The organism is Nocardioides sp. ChNu-99 (assembly GCF_029493445.1).
In the GTDB taxonomy this organism is placed as follows: Bacteria; Actinomycetota; Actinomycetes; order Propionibacteriales; family Nocardioidaceae; genus Nocardioides.
Genome location: NZ_JAHWBL010000049.1, coordinates 1 through 26,207, shown reverse-complemented (window position 1 = coordinate 26,207; position 26,207 = coordinate 1). Strand labels below are relative to the sequence as shown.

Here is a 26,207-nt window from a genome sequence, read left to right as displayed (position 1 = left end):
CCGCTGCGCCTCGGCAGTGGTCACGCCGGGGCGGTGCCCCTCGTCGATCTCGGCCTGCTGAACCCAGTTGCGCAGCGTCTCGGGGTTGATCCCCAACTGCTCACCGACCCGACGCAGAGCACCCGACCTCGCGGCCGGGTCACGCCGCAGATCGACCGCCATCCGGATAGCCCGCTCCCGAAGCTCCTCTGGGTACTTCCTCGGTGCCGCCATGACTCTCATCCTTCCGTGGAATGAGAGCCTCCATCAGACCCGGCACGCGACAAACCGGCATATTCGTCGGTCGCCGTCACTACAGTTGTTTGACGTGACGCCGGCGCAAAGCAGCAGTGGTCTGGATGTGTTCGACGTCCGTGATCAGCTGATCGACGACTACCGCTCCTTCACGACAGCGTTCGTCGACATCGACGACGCCCGTATCAAGGAGTACGTCGCCGACCAGCTCGAGCGCGGAGAGCAGTGGCCCAACCCGTGGCTGTCGTTGAACCCGGCGTTCGAGTTGGGTGGCACGGTCAGCGATCTGGTCCAGCAGGGTCTGCTGCACTCGGAGTGCCAGCGGATCTTCCGGGTCAAGGCCGACGTGAGCGACGCCGGTGCCCACGAGCTCACCTTCCACCGGCACCAGCGCGACGCGATCGCGACCGCTCGGTCCGGGCAGAGCTATGTCCTGACGACGGGCACAGGATCGGGCAAGTCGTTGGCCTACATCGTGCCGATCGTCGACCGTGTGCTCCGCTCCGAGCGACGCTCCGGAGTGAAGGCGATCGTCGTGTACCCGATGAACGCCCTGGCCAACTCCCAGCAGCTCGAGCTCGAGAAGTTCCTCCGGTTCGGCTACGGCGCCGGCAACGAGCCGGTGACCTTCGCGCGCTACACCGGGCAGGAGAAGGGCGAAGAGCGCGGGCGGATCCTCAAGGACCCGCCCGACATCCTGCTGACCAATTACGTGATGCTCGAGCTCATCCTGACCCGCCCCGAGGAGCGGAAGCGACTCGTCGCTGCCGCGAAGGGCCTCGAGTTCCTGGTCCTCGACGAGCTGCACACCTACCGGGGCCGTCAAGGTGCCGACGTCGCCATGCTCGTGCGGCGTGTCCGTGAAGCATGCAAGGCCCCGCAACTTCAATGCGTCGGCACATCCGCGACGATGGCGACGGGGGGCTCGATCGCCGACCAGAAGGCGAAGGTTGCCGAGGTGGCGTCGCGGATCTTCGGCACCCAGGTCACGCCGGACCGGGTCATCGGGGAGTCGCTGACGCGAGCGACCTCGGCGACCTCTGAGGACCCCGCGTCGCTGGCCGGCTGCCTCCGGTCACCGGTCCCGACCGGGTATGCAGATCTCCGCTCCTGGCCGTTGGCCGGCTGGATCGAGAACACCTTCGGACTCAAGGATGACCCCGACACCGGTCAACTGGTTCGCCAGCGGCCGCGCAAGGTGCGTGAGGACGCGGCGCCGATGCTGTCGGAGCTGACCGGCGTCCCCACCGACGTCTGCGAGGACCAGATCCGCGCCACGCTTCTGGCAGGGTCGCGCGCCGTCAACCCCGACACCAAGCGCCCCCTGTTCGCGTTCCGCCTCCACCAGTTCCTCTCCAAGGGCGACTCGGTCTACGTGACCCTCGAGGACGAGGCGACCCGGGTCGTCACGTCCAACTACCAGGTCGCTGCACCCGGGCAGCCGGACAAGCTGCTCTACCCGCTGGCGTTCTGCCGCGAGTGCGGCCAGGAGTACCTCACAGTCGGGAAGGTCGACCACGGAGGTGATCTCACCTTCCGTCCGCGTCGCAACAGGGACGCCAGCGGCGGGGAGCAGTACGACGGCTACCTCTTCATCTCGACCGACAACCCGTGGCCGGTCCAGCCGATCACCGAGGACCGGCTCCCTGATTCTTGGGTCGACGGAACCGAGGTCGTCGCCAACCGCCGCAAGTACCTTCCGGAGCGGATCCGGCTCGACACCATCGGACGCCGGCAGCCCGATGGCGCAGGCACGCTCGCTGCCTTCGTGCCCTCGCCGTTCCTCTTCTGTCTCAATTGCCGGGTCAGCTACGAGTCCACGCGAGGCAACGACTACACGCGCCTCGCCACACTCGATCGCGAAGGGCGGAGCTCTGCGGTCAGCATCATCAGCCAGAGCGTGGTCCGTTCCTTGCGCAAGGTGAGCGACCTGAGCGTCGACGCGCGGAAGCTGCTGACGTTCGTCGACAACCGCCAGGATGCGAGCCTCCAGGCCGGGCACTTCAACGACTTCATCCAGATCGTCCAGATGCGCGGCGCCCTCTACCGGGCCGCGACGGACAACAAGGAAGTCGACCACCTCAATCTTGCCGAGAGCGTGGTCGCCACCCTCGGGACCCCTTTCGAGGAGTACGCCGCCAGCCCCGGCGCGAAGTTCGCCGCACGCCGAGAGGCCGAGGCCGCGTTCCGCGACCTGGTCGAGTTCCGGCTCTACTCCGACATCCAACCCGGTCGACGCATCACCCTTCCCAACCTGGAGCAGACCGGACTGCTCAAGCTGGAGTACAAGGACCTTGGGGAGATCTGTGCCGAGGAGTCGGTGTGGACATCCGCCTACCAACCTCTGAAGGAGGCACGTCCCGGCCTGCGCCAAGAGCTCTGCCAGATTGTCCTCGACGAGCTCCGTCGGTCTCTGGCGATCGACGTGACTTGTCTGTCCGAAGAAGGCTTCGAGCGTCTCAAGCGCCAGTCCCGGCAGCACCTCCGTGGGCTGTGGACCATTTCTGCCCGCGAGCTCCTGCCGATCGTCGGCACGGCCTTCGCTCGTTCGGGCAGCGGAAGGGAGCGCAGCATCGACAAGCTCTTCCTCTCCGGGCGCTCAGCGCTTGGCAGCTACCTGCGAAAGCCGGGCCGCTTTCCCGACCGCCCCGACAAGCTCAACACCGACGACGCCCAGCGGATCATCTCCGACATCCTTCGGCTGCTCGCCGAGGTTGGCCTCCTCGACGTCGTGGTTCCGCTCGACCAGGGAGGTCCGGGCTACCGGCTCAAGTCGAGTGCGCTGCGCTGGACGGCCGGCGACGGTCAGCATGCTTCCGCTGACCCGCTGCGCATGACGGTCGACGCTGACCAGGGAGGTCGGGTCAACGTCTTCTTCCGTGACCTCTACAGCCAGGTCTCCGACGATCTCACCGGCCTGCGCGCCACCGAGCACACGGCACAGGTCACCGCCCAGGACCGCGAGTCGCGGGAGAGTGAGTTCCGGGAAGGCACCCTGCCGCTGATGTTCTGCTCTCCGACGATGGAGCTCGGTGTCGACATCGCAAGCCTCAACGCCGTCGGCCTGCGCAATGTGCCGCCCACGCCCGCCAACTACGCGCAGCGGAGTGGACGAGCCGGACGATCCGGCCAGCCGGCGCTGGTCGTCACCTACTGCGCCACCGGCAACTCCCACGACCAGTACTACTTCCGTCGCTCCGACGCGATGGTGTCCGGCTCTGTGGTGGCGCCGCGACTGGACCTGACGAACCAGGCGCTGCTCCGCTCTCACCTCCACGCGATCTGGCTTGCCGAGACCCACGTCGATCTCGGTTCGCGCATGCCTCAGCTCCTGGACGCGGATGGTGACCAGCCGACCCTCGTCATCAAGACCGAGAAGGCCAAGCTGCTCGACGATCCCGAGCCCGTACGGCGCGCCACGGAGATCGCCGAAGGAGTGATCGAGCAGCTACGCGACGAGCTCGAGACCGCATCGTGGTGGAGTCACGACTGGGCGGCGCACGTCGTCAAGGAGGCGTTCACGGAGTTCAACGTTGCGTGCGAGCGCTGGCGCAGTCTCTATCGAGCCGCCCTCGCCGACCAGGCGGAGCAGAACCGGCTCGTCCTCATGGCCAACCTGACGCCCTTCGAACGGAAGGCGGCAGAGTCCCGCCGGCGCGAGGCAGAGAACCAACTCCGTCTGCTCAAGAATGAAGATGACGGCCAGTCCCATTCCGACTTCTACACCTACCGTTACCTCGCCTCGGAAGGCTTCCTGCCCGGATACTCCTTCCCGCGGCTCCCGCTCGCGGCGTACATCCCGGCTGTCCGCCAGAGCACGCTCAATCGTGACGGTGGCGACTACCTCCAGCGCCCGCGCTTCCTGGCGATCAGCGAGTTCGGGCCACGCGCCCTGATCTACCACGAGGGTGCGCGATACGAGGTGACGCGCGTCCAGATCCCCATGGTGCAAGGCCAGGGCGTCGGCAGCGTCGACGTCGAGGAGGCCAGGCGTTGCGAGTCCTGCGGCTATCACCACCGACGACAGCCCGGCCTCGACGTCTGCGAGAACTGCGGCTCCGAGCTGATCGGCATCTCGCAGGGACTCATGCAGATGCGCACCGTCTTCACCCGCCGACGTGAGCGGATCTCCAGCGACGAGGAGGAGCGGCGGCGCGCAGGATATGAGCTGGAGACCTCCTACCGGTTCGCGAGCCACGGTCAGCACGTCGCCCGCGTCGACGCCGAGATTCGCGAAGGCACCGACCTCCTGGGCGCGCTGAGCTACGGCGACACCGCCACCATCCGAGTCACGAACCTCGGTTTGCGACGCCGAAAGGACCCCACCGACCGCGGCTACTGGCTCGACACCGTCAGCGGGCAATGGCTCAGCGAGAAGGCAATGTCGGTTGCCGGCGACGAAGACCTCCCAGATGCGGCCCAGGTCAAGAGCAAGCAGAAGGTGATCCCGTACGTCGAGGACACCCGCAACATCATGGTCCTCCGGCTCGCAGACCGCGTGTCGGAGGAGGTTGCGGTGACGTTGCGGATCGCCCTCGAGCGGGGCATCGAAGCAGCCTTTCAGCTCGAGGATTCCGAGCTCTCCGGAGAGCTTCTCCCTGACAATCTCGAGCGCGGTCGGATGCTGCTCACCGAGTCCGCGGAGGGAGGCGCTGGTGTGCTTCGGCGTCTCCTGGCCGAGCCAGATGCGCTTGCACGGGCCGCGCGCCAGGCCCTCGAGGTCGCGCACTTCGATCCCATGACTGGAGAAGACCAGAAGCACGCCCCCGGCGCCACCGAGGAGTGCACCAAGGCCTGCTATGACTGCCTACTCTCGTACGGCAACCAGCTTGAGCACGAGCTCATCGACCGTCACGCGGTCCGAGACCTTCTCATGACACTCGCCGGAGCCGATGTAGCGGTGGACACCAGCTCGTTGCGCACCTCGACGACCGGCCCAGCCGCACCGGCTCTCGATGCCAGCCCGTTCGAGGCGTTCCTAAACGAGCATGGATTCGCCGTACCGGAGCGGAACACCGAGGTCATCGGGTCCGCACGACCCGACTATGTGTTCCGGGGGCCTAGCCCGACCGCGGTGTTCGTCGACGACGGCGCCGAAGCCGAGACAGCAGATGACCGCGGCCCGTCAGCTGAGGATGCGTTGATGGACAGAGGATGGAGCGTGGTCCGGGTGGGCAGCCCTGACGAGTGGCCGACAGCGGTTGCCAAGCGTCCTGACGTGTTCGGTGTAGGAAGGATCTGAGGTGGCGTTTCAGCCCGGCAGTCTGGTTTCGGCACGCGGTCGCGAGTGGGTGGTGCTTCCGGAGAGTGCGGAGGACCTGCTCGTCCTTCGGCCCCTCGGCGGCTCCGACGACGACATCGCGGCAGTGCTCCCGGCCATCGAGGACGTTGCCCCCGCGTCCTTTCCGCCGCCTGACGCATCCGACCTGGGAGACCAGGCCAGCGCCGCCCTGTTGCGCGCTGCCCTCCAGATCGGATTCACGTCGAGCACGGGACCGTTTCGCAGCCTTGCGGGCTTGGCCGTCGAGCCACGCTCCTATCAGCTCGTGCCCCTGCTCATGGCGCTGCGACAGGAGACGGTCCGTCTACTGATCGCCGACGACGTCGGCATCGGCAAAACCGTCGAGGCAGGGCTCATCGCGGCCGAGCTGCTCGCCATCGGCGACGCGCGTGCGATGAGTGTGCTGTGCAGCCCGGCACTGGCTGAGCAGTGGCAGCGTGAGTTGCGGGAGAAGTTCGGGCTGGAGGCCGAACTGGTCCTGCCCAGCACCGTCAAGCGCCTGCAGCGCGGCCTCGTGGGGACGGAGACGATCTTCGAGCGATATCCCGTGACCGTGGTCTCGACCGACTTCATCAAGGCGGACCGTCGGCGTCACGAGTTCCTGCGCACCGCGCCCGAGCTGATCATCGTCGACGAGGTGCACACTGCGGTCGCCGATGGCGGCCCCGGAGGTAAAGCGCGCACGCAACGCTACGAGCTGGTTCGGGCGCTTGCTGACCGCGCCGATCGCCACTTGATCCTCGTGTCCGCGACTCCCCACAGCGGGAAGGACGAGGCATTCCGCAACCTGATCGGCCTGCTCCATTCCGATCTGGCAACGGTCGATCTGGAGCAGCCAGCGGGGCGGGCGTTGCTGGCCCGGCACTTCGTCCAGCGTCGCCGCGCCGACATCCGTCGCTACCTCGACGAGAACACGCCCTTCCCCAAGGACCGGGAGACCAAGGAAGTGCCGTATGCACTGAGCGCGGACTACAAGGCACTCTTCGACGACGTCCTCGCCTACGCACGCGGCTCCATCCGGACCGACGGCACCGCCGTCCAGCAGCGGGTCTCCTACTGGTCGGCGCTCGCCCTCCTGCGAGCCCTGGCGTCCAGCCCTCGCGCCGCGGTCCAGACATTGAGCACCCGCGCCGCGCGCGTCGAGTCGGCCGCCGAGGCGGACGCCATCGGGCGAGCGGTCGTGCTCGACCAGGCAGACGACGAGGCGACGGAGGCCGCCGATGCCACACCTGGCGCCGACGACACCGAAACCAGCAGCCGCGAACAGCGACTGCTCCGGGAGTTCCGGGCGCGCGCCGAGAAGCTGGAAGGCAAGGCCGATGCGAAACTGGCGGTCCTCACCAAGACCGTCAAGCAGCTCCTCGCCGACGGCTTCCAGCCGATCGTCTTCTGCCGCTTCATCGACACCGCGGAGTACGTCGGCGAGCACCTCGCCCGCGAGCTCAAGCGCAACACCACCGTCGCCACCATCACCGGCATGCTGCCGCCAGAGGAACGTAGTGCCCGGATCAACGAACTCGGAGAGGTCGACGGCAACCGTGTTCTCGTCGCGACCGACTGCCTCTCCGAAGGCGTGAACTTGCAAGACCAGTTTCAGGCCGTCCTCCACTACGACCTGGCCTGGAACCCCACCCGCCACGAGCAGCGTGAGGGGCGGGTCGATCGCTTCGGACAGCGATCCGACATCGTCCGCGCGGTTACCCTCTTCGGCAGCGACAACCAGATCGACGGCCTCGTGCTCGACGTACTCCTTCGCAAGCACGCAGCCATCCGCAAGGCGACGGGTGTGAGCGTGCCTGTCCCGGACAACAACCAGGCTGTCGTGGAGGCCCTCATGGAGGGCCTCCTCCTGCGCGGACACGACTCCTACCAGGAGACGCTCGATCTCGGGCTCGACGCCCAGGTGCAGGCGCTCAGCCGCGAGTGGGAGAGCGCGGCCGAGCGTGAGAAGCAGTCGATGACCAAGTACGCCCAGAACGCCATCCACCCCGAAGAGGTCGCGGCTGAGATGACGGAGATCAGGGCGGGAATCGGCACCCCGGAGAGCGTGCGCACCTTCCTTGAGGCTGCACTGACCTCGTTCGGCTCGACCATCCGCGCGATCGACGGCGGCATCACCGCCACAACCGGCACGTTGCCAACGGGCCTGCTCGACGCCCTTCCGCTAGGGATGCCCGATCCAGCGCTGTTCCGCGACGACTTCCCCGTCGGCAGGGGAGAAGCAGTCCTGCATCGCACCGAGCCAGCGGTGGCTGCAGTCGCCAACTTCGTCCTCGAGGCCGCCTTGGATCCGGGCCTACCCGAGCAGCTGCGGCCGGCGCGCCGCTGCGCCGCAGTCCGCACCAACCACGTCACGACGAGGACCACGCTCCTGCTTGTCCGCTTCCGGTTCCATCTCACGCTTCCCAGTCGCGCCGGCGAACGGACAGTGGTCGCTGAGGACGCCAAGCTCCTCGCCTTCGAGGGCGCCCCCGCGACCGCGCGCTGGCTCACGGACGACGCGGTGGAGGCGCTCACCGCAGTGCGGGCCACCGGCAACATCGCCGCGCCGCAGGCCGAAGCGTTCGTGGCGCGCACCCTCACTTCGATCGCTGAGCTGGACAGCCATCTCGACGACGTCGGGGACCAGTTGGCCGAGCAGATCGCGGCCTCCCACCGCCGCGTACGCCAGGCCAGTGGTGAGATCAAGCGCGGACTCCACGTCAAGGTCGAGCGGCCCACCGACATTCTCGGCGTCTACGTCCTTCTCCCCGAAGTAGGTGCCTGATGGCCGACAACGCCTACATGGGTGTGCGGATCGAGGGCGGGCTGCTGCCGTCGTCACTGCTGGGTCGGCTGTCGGACCCGAAGGCGACAGGTCTCGAGGGTCTGTCGGGTGCCGACTACGGGTTGGCGCACGGCGAGACGGTGCGTGAGGCAGCGAACCGGGTGTGGGCCTACCTGCGGACGGTCTGGTCCGGCTACCGGACGGCGTTGGCCGAGCTGCCTGAGTCTGACCGGGCCACCACGCTGACCCGTGAGCGTTGGCTTCTGATCCTGCTCGATCAGTTCGGCTACGGCCGGTTGCCTGCCGGACGCGGGCTCGAGGTGGACGGCAAGCAGTTCCCCATCTCCCACGGGTGGGGTTCTGTGCCGGTCCACCTCCTAGGTGAGCGGATCGACCTCGACCGACGTACCGCCGGCGTCGCGGGCGCGGCGGGTCAGGCGCCGCAGTCGATGGTCCAGGAGCTGCTCAACCGCTCCGACGATCATCTGTGGGCGATCCTGTCGAACGGCTCGACGCTGCGCCTGCTGCGCGATTCGACCAGCCTGGTCGGTAGCGCCTACGTAGAGTTCGACCTCGAGGCCATCTTCGACGGCGAGCTGTTCAGTGACTTTCTTGTCATGTTCACGCTGGCACACGCCACACGATTGGCCGTGCGTGAGGAGTCCATCGGGCCGGACTCGTGTTGGCTGGAGGCGTGGCGCGCATCGGTAGTCGAAGCCGGATCGCGGGCATTGGACCAGCTGCGGGTCGGCGTGGTCGACGCGATCGAGACGCTCGGCACCGGCTTCCTCAGCCACCCGTCCAACATGGGATTGCGGGAGAAGGTCGAGGCAGACGAGATCACCCTGGCCGACTTCAACCACGCCCTCCTACGGGTCGTCTACCGCTTGCTGTTCACCTTCGTCGCCGAAGACCGCGGAGTGCTCCTGGATCCGTCGGCCGAGCCTTCGGCCCGCGAACGCTACATCGAATACTTCTCCACAGCGCGGCTTCGCCGCGTCGCCCGCAAGCGTCGCGGAGGACGACATGGCGATCGGTGGAAGGCGTTGGCACTCGTCTGGCGGAGCCTGGGCGACCCCGGCGGTCGACCGGAGCTCGGCCTGGTGGGGATCGGCGGGCTCTACGAAGACGGGCCCCTGGATTTCCTCAGTGATGCCGAGCTGTCGAACGAGGCGTTGCTGAAGGCGGTGCGCTCGCTGAGCCTGGTCCGGGAGAAGGGCAGCGGCCTGACCCGCGTCGTCGACTACCGCGCCCTGGACTCAGAGGAACTGGGCTCGATCTACGAGGCGCTCCTGGAGTACGTCCCGCAATGGGACGCCGCCAACCGCCGCTTCCACCTCGGCAACGCGGCCGGCAACAGCCGCAAGACCACCGGTTCCTACTACACGCCCACCTCGCTGATCGAGACTCTTCTCGACAGCGCACTCGACCCGGTCATCCATTCCGCGGTCAAGGGTGCTGCTTCAGCAGCCGAGGCGGTCGAGCGCCTCCTCGCGCTCACCGTCTGCGACCCTGCCTGCGGGTCCGGGCACTTCCTAGTCGGTGCCGCGCGGCGCATCGCAAAGGCCGTCGCCGCAGCGCGAACCGGCGACCCCGAGCCGCCGCCGGAGCAGGTCCGCTCGGCTTTGCGGGAGGTCATCGGCACCTGCATCTACGGCGTCGACATCAATCCCCTCGCGGCTGAGCTCGCGAAGGTCTCGCTCTGGCTCGAAGCGATGGAGTCGGGCCGCCCTCTCGCGTTCCTCGACGCCCACGTCAAGGTCGGCAACACCCTCGTGGGCTCCACCCCCGCACTCCTCGAATCAGGTCTACCGCAGGAGGCCTTCAAGCCGATCGAAGGCGATGAGAAGAAGGTCGCCTCGACGCTCGCGAAACGCAACAAGGACGAAGCAGGCGGCCAAGGCACCCTCTTCGGCACCGACGAGGTCCGCGTCAGCAACGCAGACCTGATCGAAGCGGCGGCCAAGCTGACCGGCGCAGGTCTCTCGCTCTCCGACGTCCACGTGCAACAACAGCGCCTGCGGCAGTATGTCGAGTCCGACGCCTACCGCTCCGCGAAGCTCCACGCCGACGCGTGGTGCGCCGCCTTCGTGTGGCCCAAGACCAACGGCGCAGTCACCTGTCCCACCAACGCCTCGCTCGACGCGATCCGCGAGGGGAGCGTCGACGACGACGTACGGCGAGAGGTGGAGCACCTCGCCGCGGAGTATCGCTTCTTCCACTGGCACCTGGAGTTTCCGCACCTCTTCCCGACCGAGCAACCGGCCGGCGGAGGCACGATCAACCCGGTCACGGGGTGGTACGGCGGCTTCAGCGCCGTGCTCGGCAACCCGCCTTGGGAGCACATCGAACTGAAGGAGCAGGAGTTCTTCGACGCACGTGCCCCAGAGATCGCCAACGCCGCCGGCGCGAAGCGGAAACGGCTCATTGCCAACCTTCCAGACACCAACCCGGCGCTCGGTCGTGCCTACAACTCTGCTAAGCGAAGCATCGATGCGCTGCGCCATTTCGCAGCGGACTCCGGCCGCTTTCCGCTGTGTGGCCGCGGCCGTATCAAGACCGACCCGGTCTTTGCCGAGCTGGGTCGTCACCTCATCACAGGCCACGGACGGTTCGGCCTGATCGTGCCGACCGGGATCGCAACTGACGCGACCACGCAGTACTTCTTCCGTGATCTCGTTGAGACAGGTGCGCTGGCCAGCCTCTACGACTTCGAGAATGCCAAGCCGCTGTTCGAGGGTGTGCACCGGTCGTTCAAGTTCTGCCTGCTGACTCTCGCCGGACGCGACGACCGGGTGCCCGCCGCCGATTTCGCGTTCTTCGCCCACGATCCGGTCGACCTGAAGAAGGCCGACGTCCGCTTCGCCCTGACACCTGAAGAGATCAAGCTCCTCAACCCCAACACTGGCACCTGCCCGGTCTTCCGCTCTCGACGCGACGCCGAGATCACGATCGGCATCTACAAGCGGGTCCCGGTGCTCATCAACGAGAACGACCCGGTGAACGGCAATCCGTGGGGCATCAAGTTCATGCAGGGCCTTTTCAACATGACCAGCGACTCGCACCTGTTCCACACCCGCGAGGAGCTCGAGGACGACGGCTGGACCCTGAACGGCAACGTCTTCGAGCGCGAAATTTCGAGCGGGGGGGGGGTGACCGTTGAGCGCATGTTGCCGCTCTACGAGGCCAAGATGATTCACCACTACGACACCCGCTGGGCCACGTACGAAACCGACGGCTCCACTCGCGACGTCACCCCAGACGAGAAGCGCGACCCCGACTTCCACGTCATGCCCCGCTACTGGGTCCACGAGAGGGAACTCGCAAAGGCGCTTCCGAAGGACTTCACAGGGACGGGCTTCTTCGGCTTCCGCAACATCGCTCGGGCCACCGATGCTCGCACGATCATCGGCACGCTCATTCCCGTAACCCCGGTCGGGCACAGCATGCCAATAGTGTTCAGCAGGAACTCGCGCGCCATCCAAGCGGTGTTGACCTCGGTAGCGACCGACTACGTGATGCGGCAAAAGCTCGGCGGGACCAACCTGACGTACAACTATCTGCAGCAACTGCCGATGCCTACGCCCCAGCGCTACCGGCAGCACGCGCACTGGGTAGAGGATGCCGTCGACCGCTTGAACTCTCAGCGTCTCGCTCCCGATGAGAGCGCCCGCCTTCGCGCGGGCCTCGACGCCGTGATGTTCAATATCTATGGCGTCTCTCGCGAGGACGTCGAACACATCCTCGACACGTTTCCTATCGTCAGGAAGAAGGAACTCGCTGTCCAGGGCGAGTACCGCACCAAGCATCTGATCCTCGACGCCTACGACAGGTTGAGCGATGCAGCCTCCCAGTGACTCCGTTCGATCTGAGCTCGAGCCGCTGCTTCGCGCCAACCAGAAGCGGCTCGGGCAGGTGTACCGCCTCATGGATCGAGGCTGGCCGGACCCGCGCATCGCCGCCGAACTGGGCGTCGACTCGTCCAACTTCGTTTCCAACAACCGCAACACCGTTCGCGCCATCTTGGAGGGACGACTGCCAAACGGGCCGGCCATGGCTACGCAGATCGCGTCGGCGGTGCGTGGCCTCACCAGGAATGTGCCGCTCTCACCCGAGACGACGGCTTACGTGGATACCCTTCTTCAGGCGCTGACGGCGATGTCCACCTCGGCGCCGAGTCGGGCAGTTCCCGTCAATCGCGTCGCCGGCGACGCGACAACGCCTGCTCCACCGCGGCAGCTGCGCACGCTCGTCGACAACGCGATCAAGCAGCGAGTCACCGAGATGGAGCGGCGCTTGGTGACCATCGGGATTGACCCCGACGATTATCACGCGGTTGTGACGGCGGAGTTCTCGCTCGACGTCGTCGAGCGCCTAGTCTCCGGCGGTGCCATGAGCCGGACCACCCGCGAACTGGTCGACCGAGATCGACTCGATCTGTCGATGGAACAGGCGGTCCTCGAGTGGTCTGCTGATCTGCCACTCGCGAGCTCCCTGGTCGATGACGCACGCGGGCGCTTGGACTACTGGAGGAGCCAGTGATCGCGCGCAGACCGTGTAGCACAGTCGTGAAGAAGAAGGATGTCGCCGCCCACGGCGAGTACCGCACCAAGCAACTCATCCTCGATGCCTACGGCCGGAGGGGACCCTCATGGCAGGTGTAAAGAAGGCGACCGCTCGTGAGGCCTTCGATGACAACATGCGAGACGCGCACTACCTCGTTCTGTTGGCCGAGTCCTTGACCAACCTGCGAAAGCGGAGGATGCGCCGCGAACTGCGTGAACGAATTGGTGAGGCGCTGAAGCTGCCAGCGAGGGATCACAGCGAACTCGACTGCATTGAGAGCGCCGAGGCTTTCATCGTGCTGACGCCAAGGTCCCGTCTCAGCCGCGACGGACTGCAGGACCAGCGTCCCCTGCTCCGGCAGGCGCTGGTGGCAGCCTGCGCGGCCACCGAGACGTATCTGGCTGACGCCGTGCTTGCGAAAGCTCGGTCCATGACCACATCGGAACAAGCAGCTGGCCCGAGACTTGCTCAGCTCCCGATGACGGTCGGCGATTGGCTTTACATCGAGCAGCACTACGAGCGGCGCCGTTGGGGACTGAACGAGCGGATCCTCGCCAAGCACATTCGTGAGGAGGCAAGCACGGCACCCAATCAGGTCGGCAAGCTGCTCGCGCTTGTCGGGGTGGGAACCTGGACGCGAAAGCTCGATGGTGAGCGGAAGGTGGCGCGCGGCGACACTGAGGCTCTGCTTGACCGCGTGACGCGCCGACGGAACAAGATCGCGCACGAAGGAGATAGGCGTGGACGGTCTCGTGCGACCTTGACGGTGGACGAAGTAAAGGCGGACCTCGCAGACCTAGAGTCCGTCGTTGGCGCAATCGAGAGGGTGCTCGCCACATGACCACTCCATCGCTCGAGCGGATGCTTCCGCTCTACGAAGCGAAGATGATCCATCACTACGACCATCGGTGGGCAACATACGAACCTGACGGCTCGATCCGGAACGTCACCCTCGAGGAGAAGCAGAACCCCAACTTCGTTGTGCTGCCTCGCTACTGGGTGCGCGAGTCTGTGGTGAAGGACCGTCTAGATGGTCGGTGGGATCGAGAATGGTTGCTCGGCTGGCGGCGCATTGCGCGGTCCACTGATATTCGTACCTTCATCCCCACTGTCGTTCCTCGGGCGGCCTTTGGTGACAGCGTCTTTCTGATGCTTCCGACGGTGGACCCCGATGCTGGACGCGCTCTACAAGCGATCGTCTCGTCGTTCGTCTTCGACTTTGTCGCGCGTCAAAAAATCGGTGGGACGAATGCGAGCTTCTTCTTGATCGAGCAACTTCCATTGCCGACCCTTGCCGTCCTGAGGGAACCCGTGCTGTGGACCCGCCACATGGACTGGGCGGCTTGGTTGAGTGATCGGACGATGGATGCGACTGACCGACCCGGCCGGGGTCGGGCGCGCACGGAGCTCGATGCTGCCTGCTTCCACCTCTACGGCCTGGGACGCGAGGAAGTCGCATACGTGATGGACACGTTCTCGATCCTTCGGAGTGCCGACAGCATCTCGCATGGGGAGTACCGCACGAAGCGGCTGATCCTCGAGACCTACGACGGGATGGCAGAGGCGATCGCGTCGGGGACGCCGTACACCTCACCGTTCGACGAGGAGTGAGCGCATGGTCGGGACGACGTGGAAGCAGGCGGTCGCGGACGAGTTGGCGCGTCTCTATCGCCCTGGCCAGGAGTTCACGCTGACCGACTTCTACCGTCGCGCCGAGGCACGCCTGCAGGCGATGTATCCAGACAACACCACCGTCCAGGCGACGATTCGACAGATCCTGCAACGCCATCGCGACTCCGGGCTGCTGACGTTCCATGGCAATGGCCGCTATACCTACAACGGCGCGCATCGCCCGACCCAACGCCTCGAGGCGTCTCGCAGCGGATTGGCCGAGGCGGCGTACCAGCTTGCTGCGCGGGTCACGGCCGAAACCAAGATCGCCGCGACGGACTACCTAGCCGTCGCGCGTGCATCGGATCCGGAGAGCGCGCTACGTGAGCTCGTGCTGGGTGGACACGCCGGGGCCACGTTCCTCGCGCTGAACGCTGCCGGACGCCTCGACCTGAGCATGGAGCGACTCACCATCGAGCTCGCCGGAGAGTACGAGCTTGGCGCCGACCTGGTGTCTGCAGCCGCCGACCGCCTGGCCTACTTCGAGTCGGAGTCTTGATGATGGGTCGGCCGAGCCTGCAAGACTCCTGGGGACGAAGGAGATGTGATGAGTGACGTTGCCGCTGGAGTCGATCCAGCGCCCGAGGAGTTGCGCGCGGTCGGCCGGGAGTACCTGCGGGCGATGCGCGATCGCGACTCCGTCTTCACCCCCGGCAAGGCGATCTGGACGAAGGCCAACGCAGACGAGCTGGTGGCCGCTTTCGTCGACCGGCCCGACATCGGTGGGCGGTCGTTTGCCGACAAGCTGGCAGATCAACTCGCCGGCGCCTCGGACGGGGCGCTGCAACTCTTCGCCGAGCTCTGGTATGCGAGCCTCGCGCCGTTGGCTGACTACGCCCCAGAGACGAAGCGGTCGCTCATCGGCGGCATCCTCGGAAAGATGACAGTGCCGGTGCCGCTGCCACCGGTCGTCGAGAGCGCTCTCGGCGCGAAGGCCTTCAACGGCGGAGTCGCCTTCAAGACGCGCCGACCGTTCCAACTCGCGCTGCTGGTGCGCATCGCCGTCGCCGTCACTGCTCTCGACGGCGAGGAGCGGAAGGAAGTGTTGTCCGAGCCGCGGCGCTGGAAGGCACTGCTCGAGTCGGTTCTGGAGCCCAAGGAGCCGGCACAACGCAAGGCGTTGTCGTGGCTGCTCTTCCCGGACTACTTCCTCTCGGTGGTGAGCACGCCCCATCGGCTGGCGATCCGCAAAGCTTTCGCCGATCTTCTCGACGGGTCGGCGATCGATGAGGACGATGAGCTCTTCCAGATCCGTTCGGAGCTCAGTAGGCGTCGCGCAGGGGCGAGCTTCTACACCGCGCCCATCGTCGACCAATGGGATCCGGAGCGGACCCTCTCGGGCTCGCCGGTGACTCCTGAGGCGCTCGCGAAGCGCAGCCGATTCCGCACGCCGGGTTACGCGATCGTCTCGGCCGCCCTCGATCTGATCGGCGAGGGCAGGTGGTCGACCTACTCAGACGTCGCGTCCGTCGCAGGCCTGACCGCGTCGCAGGTCGGGGAGTACCTGAACCTCATCGAGCATCCGACCGGCTACCGGGTCATCAAGCATGACGGCACGACCTACGAGAAGTATGGCTATGGAGAACGCGACCTGTTGCCCGAAGGGGTGACGCCGCGGTCGGCTCTCGAAGCCGAGGGGATCGAGTTCGACCTGCGCGGTGTCGCCGACCCAGCGAAGAGGGTGAGCAAGGAGGACCTGCGGGAACAACTCGACGCCGCGGGGCTGCTGCCGCAGGTCACGCGCCGCGGCTGGCTGATTCGCGGCAGCAGTGTCAACGGCAAGGACCTCGTGCCGACCTGGCGGGAGGAGGGGTGGATCTCGCTGGCGGCATCCAATCTCCGGCAGGTCGCGCCGGGGATCACCCGCGACGAGCTCAAGCCCATCGTCGACGAGGACTACGCGCATGCGTCGTACCACGTGAAGAGCGAGAAGCTCGACGAGTTCCACGCCTTCCTGACTCGCATGGAGCAGGGGCATCTGATCGCGACCGTCGACCAGGGCCGGCTCTACGTCGGCAACCTCGTCGGCGACGCCCGCTACGAACCCTCACCTGAAGGCGACTCGAACCTGGTTCGGGACGTCGCCTGGGTGAGCGACGAGGGGATCGACTACGCCGACCTGCCGGCGGAGCTGGCCACGAAGCTCAAGGTGCAGCGTGACGTCGTCGACCTCACCCAGCAGTTGGAGACCCTCGAGGGTCTGCTGGAGACCGAGACGGAACAGGCGCCGCCGCCGGTCTACGAGAAGGTCGTGCTCCAACCTGCTACTGCCGGCCTGGCGGCGGAGCTGCACGTCTCGCAGGCGTGGCTTCAGGAGAGCATTGACCTGCTCAACGACCGCCCTCAACTGATCTTCTATGGGCCTCCCGGCACCGGCAAGACCTTCCTCGCGCAGGCGATCGCCCGCCATGTCGCGGGGGAGAACGTCCGCCTGGTGCAGTTCCATCCGGCGTACTCCTACGAGGACTTCTTCGAGGGCTATCGACCGACGTCGTCCGGAGGCTTCGAGCTCAAGCCGGGTCCGATGCGCAAGGTCGTCGACCAAGCCCTCGCGAACCCGCGCGACCCCTACGTGCTCATCATCGACGAGATCAACCGCGGCAACCTGGCCAAGGTGTTCGGCGAGCTGTACTTCCTGCTCGAGTACCGCAAGGAGAACGTCGAGCTGCTCTACGCCGACGAGGAGTTCAACCTCCCGGAGAACGTGTTCATCATTGGCACCATGAACACCGCCGACCGGTCGATCGCCTTGGTCGATGCCGCCATGCGTCGGCGGTTCGCGTTCTTGCCCCTTCACCCCTCTGAGGAGCCGACCAACGGGATCTTGCGCTCCTGGCTTGCTGAGCAGGGTCTGCCAGTTCGGGTCGCGGATCTGCTTGATGAGCTCAACCGCAGGATCGAGGACGCCGACTTCAAGATCGGGCCGTCGTACTTCATGCGCCCAGCCGTCCACGGCCCTGGAGGTCTCGAAAGGACGTGGCGCACGTCGATTCTGCCGCTCCTCGAGGAGCATCACTTCGGCGAGCTCACGGGCCAGCAGGTCGTGGCGCGGTATGGCCTCGACGCGGTCGTGGCTGCGGTCGACAAGCCGGCGGTCACTCTGACAGAGGCGTCCGATGAGTCCACTGACTCTGGTTGAGGGGGAGCCGGCGAAGGTCGTTCGGTTGTCCAACGCTCATGCCGAGGCGCTGGACTCCGCTGAGTTGGCCATCGTGACTCGTGCGCCGGGCTCGGAGGACTGGTTGGTCGCAGCGGGCACGAAGATCGGCGTCGTCCGGGTCGGGCAGTTACAGGTCAACATCCGACCCAAGATCAGAATTGACCGACTGGTGTTCCTGATGGGCTACGCGACGAAGCCGAGGTTCTGGCGCAACCACAGCGTGCTCCTCGACGTCGAGTCGGATCTCCCTGAGGCGCTTGCCCATGCCTTCACACGCTTGGCCAGCAAGGCCGTCGAGCAAGGGCTTCTCCAGGGTTACAAGACCGTCGACGACAGCTTGCCGGTTCTGCGAGGTCGCATCCGCGTGCGGGACCAGATCGCGCGCAGGTACGGAGTGGGCTTGCCGCTCGAGGTGACCTACGACGACTTCACCGTCGACATCGCAGAGAACCAGATCCTCTTGGCCGCGACGATCCGCCTGCTCCGCATGGTCAACCTGTCGACGCCCCTCCGGCAGCAGTTGCAGCGTCTGCGCCTGCAGTTGGCAGGCGTGAGCGAGCTGGCTCGCGGAGACACCTTGCCGAGGTGGCAGGCCACGCGGTTGAACACCCGCTACCAGGCGCCGCTTCACCTGGCGGAGTTGATCCTTGCCGGCGACTCCTTCGAGCAGCGGGTCGGTGATCTCGAGGTCAGCGGCTTCGTCTTCGACATGTGGAAGATCTACGAAGACTTTGTCAGCGTCGCGCTGCGGGAGGCGATGACGGCGTACGGAGGCGCAGCGACGTTGCAGCATCGCATGCACCTCGACGAGGCCGACCAGGTCGAGATGCGGCCGGACTTCGTGTGGACCGGATTCGACGGGCGCAGGGTCGTGGTCGACGCGAAGTACAAGGCCGAGAAGCCCGCGGGATTCCCGCAAGCAGACCTGTACCAGCTCCTGGCGTACTGCACAGTGCTCGGGTTGTCCGAGGGCCACCTCGTGTACGCCAAGGGCAATGAGGCTGCGGTGGCCCACACCGTGCGCGGTGCTGGCGTCGCCATCAGCTGCCACACGCTCGATCTCGATCAGTCGCCAGACCAGTTGCTCGAGCAGGTTGTCGAACTCGCGGCCCGGCTGGTTGCTTGAGCGTTGCTCAACCCCGGGCAGCACGACGCAGTGCGTCGGGCATGCTGCGGTGCCACACGACAGCGAGCTCGCGGTTGGCGCGAGTGAGGCTGGTGTAGAGCTGGCCCGTGCGTCCTAGGTTCTCGGGGAAGTCGCCTGGCTCGACCACGACGACAGCGTCGAATTCGAGGCCGCGGGCATCTTCGGGGGCGAACAGGCGCACGGTGAGGTCGCCCTGTTGCCAGACGTGGAAGCCGCTCCCTTTTCGGCGCCAGCCGCGGCGCCCGAGTTCGCCGATCATCTCGCCGGGATTGACGGTGATGATGGCTGTCGAGCCAGCCGCGTGCTTCGTGGCGAGGTCCTTGGCTGCCTGCAGTGCGAGGATCCACAGCATGCTGGAGCGGGTGGCGTGCCGGATGATCACAGGCTCGCCCGCGTCCTGGACGGTCTGGTTTCCCCGCTGTTTGGCGGGGAGCAGTCGGTCGGCGAATCTCAAGATGGCGCCGGTCGATCGGTAGCCGCGTGTCATCACTTGTGGGCGGAAGTCCTCGTCGGCTGTCAGCGCGAGGTGGTCTGCGATCTCGCGCCACGACCCGTAGGTGACGTCCGATCGGCGCTGGTTCATGTCGCCGACGAGAGTCCATTGGCCGTCGCGCCGGAGGTGCTGGTCCAGGACGTTCCACTCGATGGGGGAGACGTCTTGTGCCTCGTCGACGATGATGTGGTCGTATCGCATGGCGTCGGGAATCGGGGTGTAGGCGAGGCGGCATTGCGCCATCAGCGGGAGGTATCGCCGCTTGAACGCCTGATCGAACGGCGGCAACTTGCTCATCCAGGTGATCTGGTCCACGTCGTCCACCAGCGGCCGGTCTGCGGTGCCGTTGCTCCGGATAAGTTCGTAGACGGCCTTGATGTTCTCTCGTCGAGCGCCGTTGCCTTCGCGCCACCGGTGGCCGCTCTCGTAGATCCGGGCGGCGCGCTCGGCGAAGCTGCGGGCCTGGGCGTCGACGTCGTCGTGCTCACCCCCGATCGCACCGGGCCAAGGCCCTTTCAGGCCAGTGGTCTCAGCCATGAGGTCGGGGAGGTGGGTGACGCGAACCTGGTCAGAAGCGGCGAGCGGCTTGACGAGTCCTTCGACGTGCGCGACGTAGCCAGCGGTGGGTCCGACGACCAACACGCGCAGTGGCTTGTTTGCGCGCTTCTCCAGTGCGCCGCCCTCGTCGTAGAGCGCGGGGTTGACGAGATAGGCCGCCCTGTAGGCAGCCACGACGGTCTTCCCGGTGCCCGGGTGTCCCTGCACCACGACGCTTTGATCGACCGGCCATGAGACCAGCGCGTGCTGGTCCGGCTGCATCAGCGCGAGGACGGACTGCAGCTTGTCCTCGCGGGGAGCAGCGAGCCGTTTCAGTACGGCTTCCTGCGCACGCATGCCGTCGCGGATGTCGACGGCGTGCCGTGTGGTGACGGTCGCGGTATCGGGAATGGTCGGTGCGTCGGAGGTCGCGGCCTCGGCGTCGGCTGGCTGCTCCGCTGTCGTTGCCTTGTCGGTTGAGACCGGTGGCGTAGGGGTGATGCGGCGGCGGGTGGTCCTCGCTGGCGCAGGGGCGGGGACGCTCAACTCGCTTGCGGTGAAGGGGGATTCCGCTCCCTCGCGTGCCCACTCGTCATCGAGATCGCTGACCTCGGTCAATGCGTGCGTGAAGGTCCGCCGCACCACCACGTCCTCGGAGCCGTCGGACCCCGGCTGGAAGAAGAGGCGCGCGATCGGGGCCGCCCAGCTGTAGACAGGCACGCCGAAGTCCGGGAGGAAGCGCGATCCGATGTAGAAGTCCCGCAGCTCCTCGTCGTCAGTGTCGGAGCCGACTCGTCCCAGGAGCGGATGGTGGAAGCCGTTGGCCTTGATCTGGTGATCGACCGCGTCAATCCACATCACGTTGCGCGCGACATCGACGAGGGGGTTGTGCTGGAGCTTCTTCTCCAGCTTCGCCAGGTACTCCTTGTTCTTGGCCTGCTCGTACGGCAGGTCCGGGTGCGTCGTCATCCGATGACGTCGACGACGCAGGCGGCGAGGTCATCGGTGGTGAGGGAGGGGGCGGCAGCGGACTCGAGGCTGGCGAGCTGGGCGTCGTACCGCGCTTGCTCCTTGCGGAGCTTTCCCTCGGCGAGGGGAATCATCTTCGCCTGTCCGCGCTCGATGTGGGTTTGCAGCCTGCTCCGGATCGCCCGCATCCGCCGCTCGTGGACGTCGGTGAAGGAGGCCCGGCGCGTCGCGATGAAGGCGTCGTTCTCTTGAAGCAGCTCCACTCGCCGTGTCGCCACCCGTGCCTCCAGGTTCATCGTTGCCAGGTCGACAGCCTCGATGAGGTGAGCGTGGTCCCGAAGGGGGCCCGCCTTGTACGACGCTGTGGCCAGCTCCTTCATGATGGCCGAGCCCAGTGCAGCACCAGCGTCCGACAGATGGGCCAGGTTGATACTGGAGGACCACACCTCGTGGATCGGTCGGACGCCGTCCCAGTGCACCACCGCCAGGAGCGCGAGGTAGGTGCCCTGCGGGACGCCCGCAGATTCGGATGTCATCCGCAGCAGGGTGAATCGCCCGTGACGATGGCCGGGCGTGCGGACGGCGGCGCGGGTCAGCGGATGCGTTGCCGCCAGCAGCGGCACGTCGGAGGTGCGGGAGAACTCTTGGTCGAGCGACACCACGATGTCCTGCTCGGAGCGGAGCTGTGCACCGAGATCCTGGACCTCGATCGCGCTCCGCTCACCGGTCCTGACCAGCGCCTGCACGTGGTCGGCCAGCTCCTCGTTGCCCCGTAGCCGGAGGACCGATCCTTCGTGGCGTGCCGTGCCGCCGTACGTCTCCGCCCAGTCCTCCACGAGGAGCGCCAGCTCGTCCTGGCCGACATACCTGCCGGTCGCGAGCAGGTCACGTTCCAGCCCGTCGATCTCGGCTCCGTCGCTGCTCACCAACATGGGGGCGGCCGATTCGATGAACTCGCGGTCCTTCGCCTGCATCTCGATCGCCTGGATCGCCTGCTCGGTGCGGAGGCGCCGCTGCTCGGGAGTCAGAGAGAAGTCGAACAGCAGCTTCTCAACGTTCCGCCATTCCGACTCCAGGATCGGCTCCAGTTCGCCGATCGAGTGCTCGAACACCGCGATGCGGTCCATGACCCTCTCGATGATGTCCGACTCGATCGTCCCAGGGGTGTGGAAGTTGAGGACGCCGATCTTCTTCTCGACCTGGCCGATTCGGTCGATGCGGCCGATCCGTTGCTCGACCTCCATCGGATTCCAGGGAAGGTCGTAGTTGATGACGGCCGAACAGAACTCGAAGTCCAGACCTTCGCTCGCCACCTTGCTCGCCAGAAGGAGATCGAACGCGCCACGGCGGAAGTCGCTCATGATGCGCTCGCGACGGTGCTTGGGCACGCCGCCGTGGAGTACACCGACCCGGAACCTCGGCCCGAGCCGGTGCTCCAGGTAGCGAAGGGTGCGCCGGGAGAACGTGAAGAGGATCGTCTGCTTCTTCTGCTCGATGAGGTCGGCAACGGCCGTGGCGAGCTGGTCGTACTTCGTGTCGACCGTCAGTGCACGTGCTGCCTTGACCAGCACAGGTCCGGGAGCGAGGTCCGACTTCTTGGTCGCCGGGACCTCGGACGTTTCCTCGGACTCGATGTCATCTCGTTTGCCCCATTCGAGGACGTAACGGGCTGCCTCCGGCAGGCAACTTCCAGCCAGACGAAGCGGCATCTGCATGGAGAAGTTGAGCGGGGTGCCGCTGAGCGCGGCACGGTCGACGCACCACTGGAAGTACGCCTCGTAGAACTTTGCCTCCGCTGGGTCGAAGTCCACGTCGATGCGGTGCGGTTCCCGGAGGGGCTTCTCCTCCTGGACGTCGATCTTCCGGGTGCGGGTGATCTGCGCGGACAGGCCGTGAAGCTCGGCGCAGAGACGCTTGACCGTCACCGCCCCCGCGGTGTCGAGGCTGTCTCCGGCAAGAGTCTGGCGCAGGACCTGGAAGTCCGGGCGCATCGTCAGGATGGAGCCGAAGACGTCGTTCTCCAGCTCGGTCAGCCACGACCGACGCTGGGCATTGGTGGCCTTGGGATCGGTGAGTGATTTCGTCAGCTTGTTGAGGACGGCGTTCGGTGCAATGCGGCGCTCAAGAGACTCGAGGTCCTCGAACTCGCCGGGGACAAGCAAGGACAACAGGTTGAAGAGGTCGCGATTGCGCAGATTGACCGGTGTCGCCGACAGCATGACGAGTGCGTCGGACCAGTCCTGGATCTGCTCGCCAAGCTCGAAGCTCTTGGTGTCGGAGTTTCGGAACGCGTGTGCCTCGTCGATTATCGAGAGGTCGAACTGGAGCCCGAGCTCGGTCGCGCGCTCGACGCCGTCCCAGACCCGGAGCCGCTCGATGCTGCTGATGTATGCGACGCGGCGAGGGAGACGATCGGTCTCCAGCCTCTCGAGCAGGTCGGCGAGGCCGGCGTTGTCGAGCTCGACGAGGAGGAATCCGAAGCGGTCCTCCATTTCCCGCTTCCATTTCTGCACTAGTGAGCTCGGGCAGGCCACGAGGACACGGTCGGCCTGGCGGCGCGCTTCCATCTCGGTCCAGACCAGGCCGGCCTCGATCGTCTTGCCGAGACCAACCTCGTCGGCGATCAGCAGCCGGAGTGTGCCAGTGTCCAGTAGCTTCTGCACCGGCTTGAACTGGTACGGCCGGAACAACGTCCTCGTCGCACGGAACGAGAACATGGTGTCGGTGAAGTGGCCCTCCAGCTTTGCCCGGGTGAGTGTGGCGGCGAACCGCTTCGGAGGATCTGGCCGGCCAGCCACCCAGGTTGACGCGTCGTCGATGGTCGGGCGTGCGGAGAGCGAGTTCTCACTGCGCCGTACGGTCTGCCCGCCAGCGAAGACGTTGTAGAGCCAGCTGCCGCTGACGTAGCGCCTCCCGGGACGCACCACTCCGTCCTGCCCAGAACCGTCCACGAGGACGTCCTCGCCGACGGCGAAACGTGGCTTCGCGACCACGAGGGCTTCGTCCCAGACCGCGTCGACCCAGCCGAGCGCATTGTCGAGCGGTGACCCGCCCGCGACCGAGTCGGGAGATGTCGCCACGCTGGCGCCAGGCGAGGTCCCGCCAGTGACGGCGAGGACGACTGACGGAGCGACGCCGGAGAACCAGTAGACCCCTTGCGGCAACTGGACTGGCGGTGCGGTGACCACCCGCGTCTCGCCGACCAGATCCACGACGTCGTTTACGCCGGGGCCGAAGATCAACAGCTGGCCAAAGGCGTCGGCGCGAAGCACGTCCTCCAGATCGGTGGTGACTGGGTGATAACCGTGCGTCGCTCGGATCGTCTCTGAGTCAGGAGCCGCCATCGGCTACTCGGCCGCGGCTCGGTCGGGCAAGTTTTGTGCAGACGAAGCTCGGAAGAGGCGGGGTGGCGCGGTCACCTCGCCGACCATAGTGGGGAGCGACCCTGCTGTTGACCGTTTCAGCGGACTTCGCAGCGGCCCAGCAGAACCGCCGTCATCGGTCGGACGCTGTCCGTAGGCTCTGCTCTGCAACACCTCGATCGCGAACGCCCAGTCACGAGGAGCGGACGAATGGACAACGAGATTCAGCTGATCAGTGACGGCTACGGTCTCGCGATCATCGGGGAGTCCACGGCCGTTGAGCGCTTCCTCGCATCCGAGGGGCTGGACTCGAAAGACCTGGGTCTGCCTCGACTCGGTTCGGTATTGAGCGCCGGCGGCGCCGTCGCCCAGGCCAGCTCCGAGATCGCGGCCAACTCAGGACGATGGGTGAAGCTCACCAAAGAGTCGTCCAAGCTCGTCAAGAAGCACGGGCTGCGCGAGAGCTCCAAGTCGGGCCTCAGCACTGGGGTGGTGAAGGGCAACAAGGGGCAGATCAAGGGGTTCGTCGAGTTCGCCAAGGGCCCTGGTGGCGCGCTCAGCAATCCCGCTCTTCTCGCTGGCGCCGCGGGGATCATGGCGCAGCTTGCAATGCAGCAAACGATGGACGAGATCACTGACTACCTCGCCAGGATCGACGAGAAGCTCGACGACGTCCTCCGGTCTCAAACCAACCAGGTGCTGGCACGCATGGACGCGGTCGATCTGGCAGCCCGGGAGGCGATGACCGTCCGTGACTCCGTCGGTCGGGTTTCCGAAGTCACCTGGTCGAAGGTGCAGGCCACCTCGTCGACGATCTTTGAGACCCAGGCCTACGCACTACGTCAATTGAACGACCTCGCGGAGAAGCTGGAGCGCAAGAGCAAGGTAGGCGACCTGGCCAAGGCGACCAAGGACGCCCAATCCGAGGTCCAGAAGTGGCTTGCCGTTCTGGCCCGCTGCGTTCAACTGCACGACGCGGTGGCGGTGCTGGAGCTTGACCGCGTGCTCGACGCCTCTCCCGAGGAACTTGACCGCCACCGGCTCGGACTGAGGGCAGCGCGGCACCATCAGCTGGAACTCATCTCTCGCAGCACGCAGCGCTTGATCGGCCGGATGGACACCGCTGCAGGAACGGCCAACAGCAAGGTGCTGCTCCATCCGGCCAAGGCGCCGGCACTCGTCGAGTCCAGCAACCAGGTCTCCGGGTCCATCCTCGACTTCCACGGGCTGCTCGGCATCGAGCGGGACCGAGAGGCGCTGGAGGCACGGCGCTGGAGGTCCGCTGCCTCCGAGGTGACGGAGAAGGCGCTGGAGAAGGGGGCGGATCGCGTCGATGTCGCCAAACGCGTCGGCAGCGAGACTTTCGGCAAGGCCAAGACGGCTACCGGAAGGGTCTCCGCCCGGATCTCCGAGCGCACCTTCCGGCGTGGGGATGAGGAGTCCGGAGCTGAGCACATCGACGAGGGGTGACCGGCGGTGACGATCAGGCGTTTCGTCGGCGCTTGCTCGGTGGGGGCTAGTTTCGCCGGCTCGCTATGCGGTCGAGGGCGTCGAGGTTCTTCTGATCGGCGTCGGGGAGGGCGTGCAGGTACTTCTGCGTCGTCTGGATCTGGTGGTGGCCCATCCGGTCCATCACCGACTTGAGGTCCGAGCCACCGGCCAGCAGCCAGGACGCGTGGGCGTGGCGGAGGTCGTGCACGCGGACGGGGAAGTCGACACCGCTGGCCTTCACAGCGGGCAGCCAGACGTGGGTTCGAAAGCTGTTGCGGGAGATCGGCGTCCCGACCTTGGTGGCGAACAGCAGGCCGTCGCGACCGATTTCCTTGACGCGCACGTGCTCGGCGATGGCGTCGAGCCAGGCCTGGCGCACGCCAAAGGTGCGCGGCTCGTTGTTCTTCGGGTAGGGCTTGACGATGAAGCGCTCGCCGGTGGGGGAGTGGGCCTTCGAGGTCTCCACGATCGTCTCCTCCACGCTGATCGTGCGGCGCAGGAAGTCGATGTGGCGAGGCCGCAGCGCGAT

The 26,207-nt window shown here is 66.2% G+C and carries 14 protein-coding genes; 10 read left to right on the top strand and 4 right to left on the bottom strand.

Going from position 1 to position 26,207, the window contains the following annotated elements; all coding sequences use genetic code 11:
- A partial coding sequence (locus KK617_RS14510; RefSeq protein WP_277500798.1) for a transposase occupies window positions 1-213 on the bottom strand: 213 nt, incomplete at its 3' end.
- A 94-nt stretch (window positions 214-307) separates the two neighbouring features.
- On the opposite strand from KK617_RS14510, the gene KK617_RS14505 reads away from it, so the two are divergent.
- The 9 genes from KK617_RS14505 (at window position 308) to KK617_RS14465 (ending at window position 18,805) form a co-directional block, all read left to right on the top strand.
- Window positions 308-5,476: a DEAD/DEAH box helicase gene (locus KK617_RS14505; protein ID WP_277500797.1), complete on the top strand. Its 5,169-nt coding sequence runs from the start codon at window positions 308-310 to the stop codon at window positions 5,474-5,476.
- Window position 5,477: 1 nt separating this feature from the next.
- Window positions 5,478-8,282, top strand: coding sequence for a helicase-related protein (locus KK617_RS14500; RefSeq protein ID WP_277500796.1), 2,805 nt, complete (start codon window positions 5,478-5,480; stop codon window positions 8,280-8,282).
- Window positions 8,282-12,139: a DNA methyltransferase gene (locus tag KK617_RS14495; RefSeq protein ID WP_277500795.1), complete on the top strand. Its 3,858-nt coding sequence runs from the start codon at window positions 8,282-8,284 to the stop codon at window positions 12,137-12,139. Before KK617_RS14500 ends, KK617_RS14495 begins: the two co-directional genes overlap by 1 nt.
- Window positions 12,123-12,824: a hypothetical protein gene (locus tag KK617_RS14490; protein WP_277500794.1), complete on the top strand. Its 702-nt coding sequence runs from the start codon at window positions 12,123-12,125 to the stop codon at window positions 12,822-12,824. Before KK617_RS14495 ends, KK617_RS14490 begins: the two co-directional genes overlap by 17 nt.
- Window positions 12,825-12,933: 109 nt before the next feature.
- Window positions 12,934-13,689, top strand: coding sequence for a hypothetical protein (locus KK617_RS14485; protein ID WP_277500793.1), 756 nt, complete (start codon window positions 12,934-12,936; stop codon window positions 13,687-13,689).
- Window positions 13,686-14,459, top strand: a complete 774-nt coding sequence (locus KK617_RS14480) for a hypothetical protein (RefSeq protein ID WP_277500792.1) — start codon at window positions 13,686-13,688, stop codon at window positions 14,457-14,459. Before KK617_RS14485 ends, KK617_RS14480 begins: the two co-directional genes overlap by 4 nt.
- Window positions 14,460-14,463: 4 nt before the next feature.
- Complete coding sequence (locus KK617_RS14475; protein WP_277500791.1) at window positions 14,464-15,018, top strand: hypothetical protein; 555 nt, start codon at window positions 14,464-14,466, stop codon at window positions 15,016-15,018.
- A gap of 48 nt (window positions 15,019-15,066) precedes the next feature.
- Entirely contained in the window at window positions 15,067-17,658 is a 2,592-nt protein-coding gene (locus tag KK617_RS14470) for an AAA family ATPase (protein WP_277500790.1), read from the top strand.
- Window positions 17,636-18,805 carry a hypothetical protein gene (locus tag KK617_RS14465; protein WP_277500789.1) on the top strand — a complete coding sequence of 390 codons (1,170 nt, stop codon included), beginning with the start codon at window positions 17,636-17,638 and terminating at the stop codon, window positions 18,803-18,805. Before KK617_RS14470 ends, KK617_RS14465 begins: the two co-directional genes overlap by 23 nt.
- 7 nt (window positions 18,806-18,812) lie before the next feature.
- Here KK617_RS14465 and KK617_RS14460 read toward each other — a convergent pair whose 3' ends face one another.
- Window positions 18,813-20,825, bottom strand: coding sequence for a hypothetical protein (locus tag KK617_RS14460; protein WP_277500788.1), 2,013 nt, complete (start codon window positions 20,823-20,825; stop codon window positions 18,813-18,815).
- Window positions 20,822-24,169, bottom strand: a complete 3,348-nt coding sequence (locus KK617_RS14455; protein ID WP_277500787.1) for a helicase-related protein — start codon at window positions 24,167-24,169, stop codon at window positions 20,822-20,824. The genes KK617_RS14460 and KK617_RS14455 overlap by 4 nt, the downstream gene beginning before the upstream one ends.
- 228 nt (window positions 24,170-24,397) lie before the next feature.
- On the opposite strand from KK617_RS14455, the gene KK617_RS14450 reads away from it, so the two are divergent.
- Window positions 24,398-25,657, top strand: coding sequence for a hypothetical protein (locus KK617_RS14450; RefSeq protein ID WP_277500786.1), 1,260 nt, complete (start codon window positions 24,398-24,400; stop codon window positions 25,655-25,657).
- A 46-nt stretch (window positions 25,658-25,703) separates the two neighbouring features.
- On the opposite strand, the gene KK617_RS14445 is transcribed toward KK617_RS14450, so the two are convergent.
- On the bottom strand, window positions 25,704-26,207 hold a 504-nt coding region (locus KK617_RS14445), incomplete at its 5' end, for a tyrosine-type recombinase/integrase (protein ID WP_277500785.1).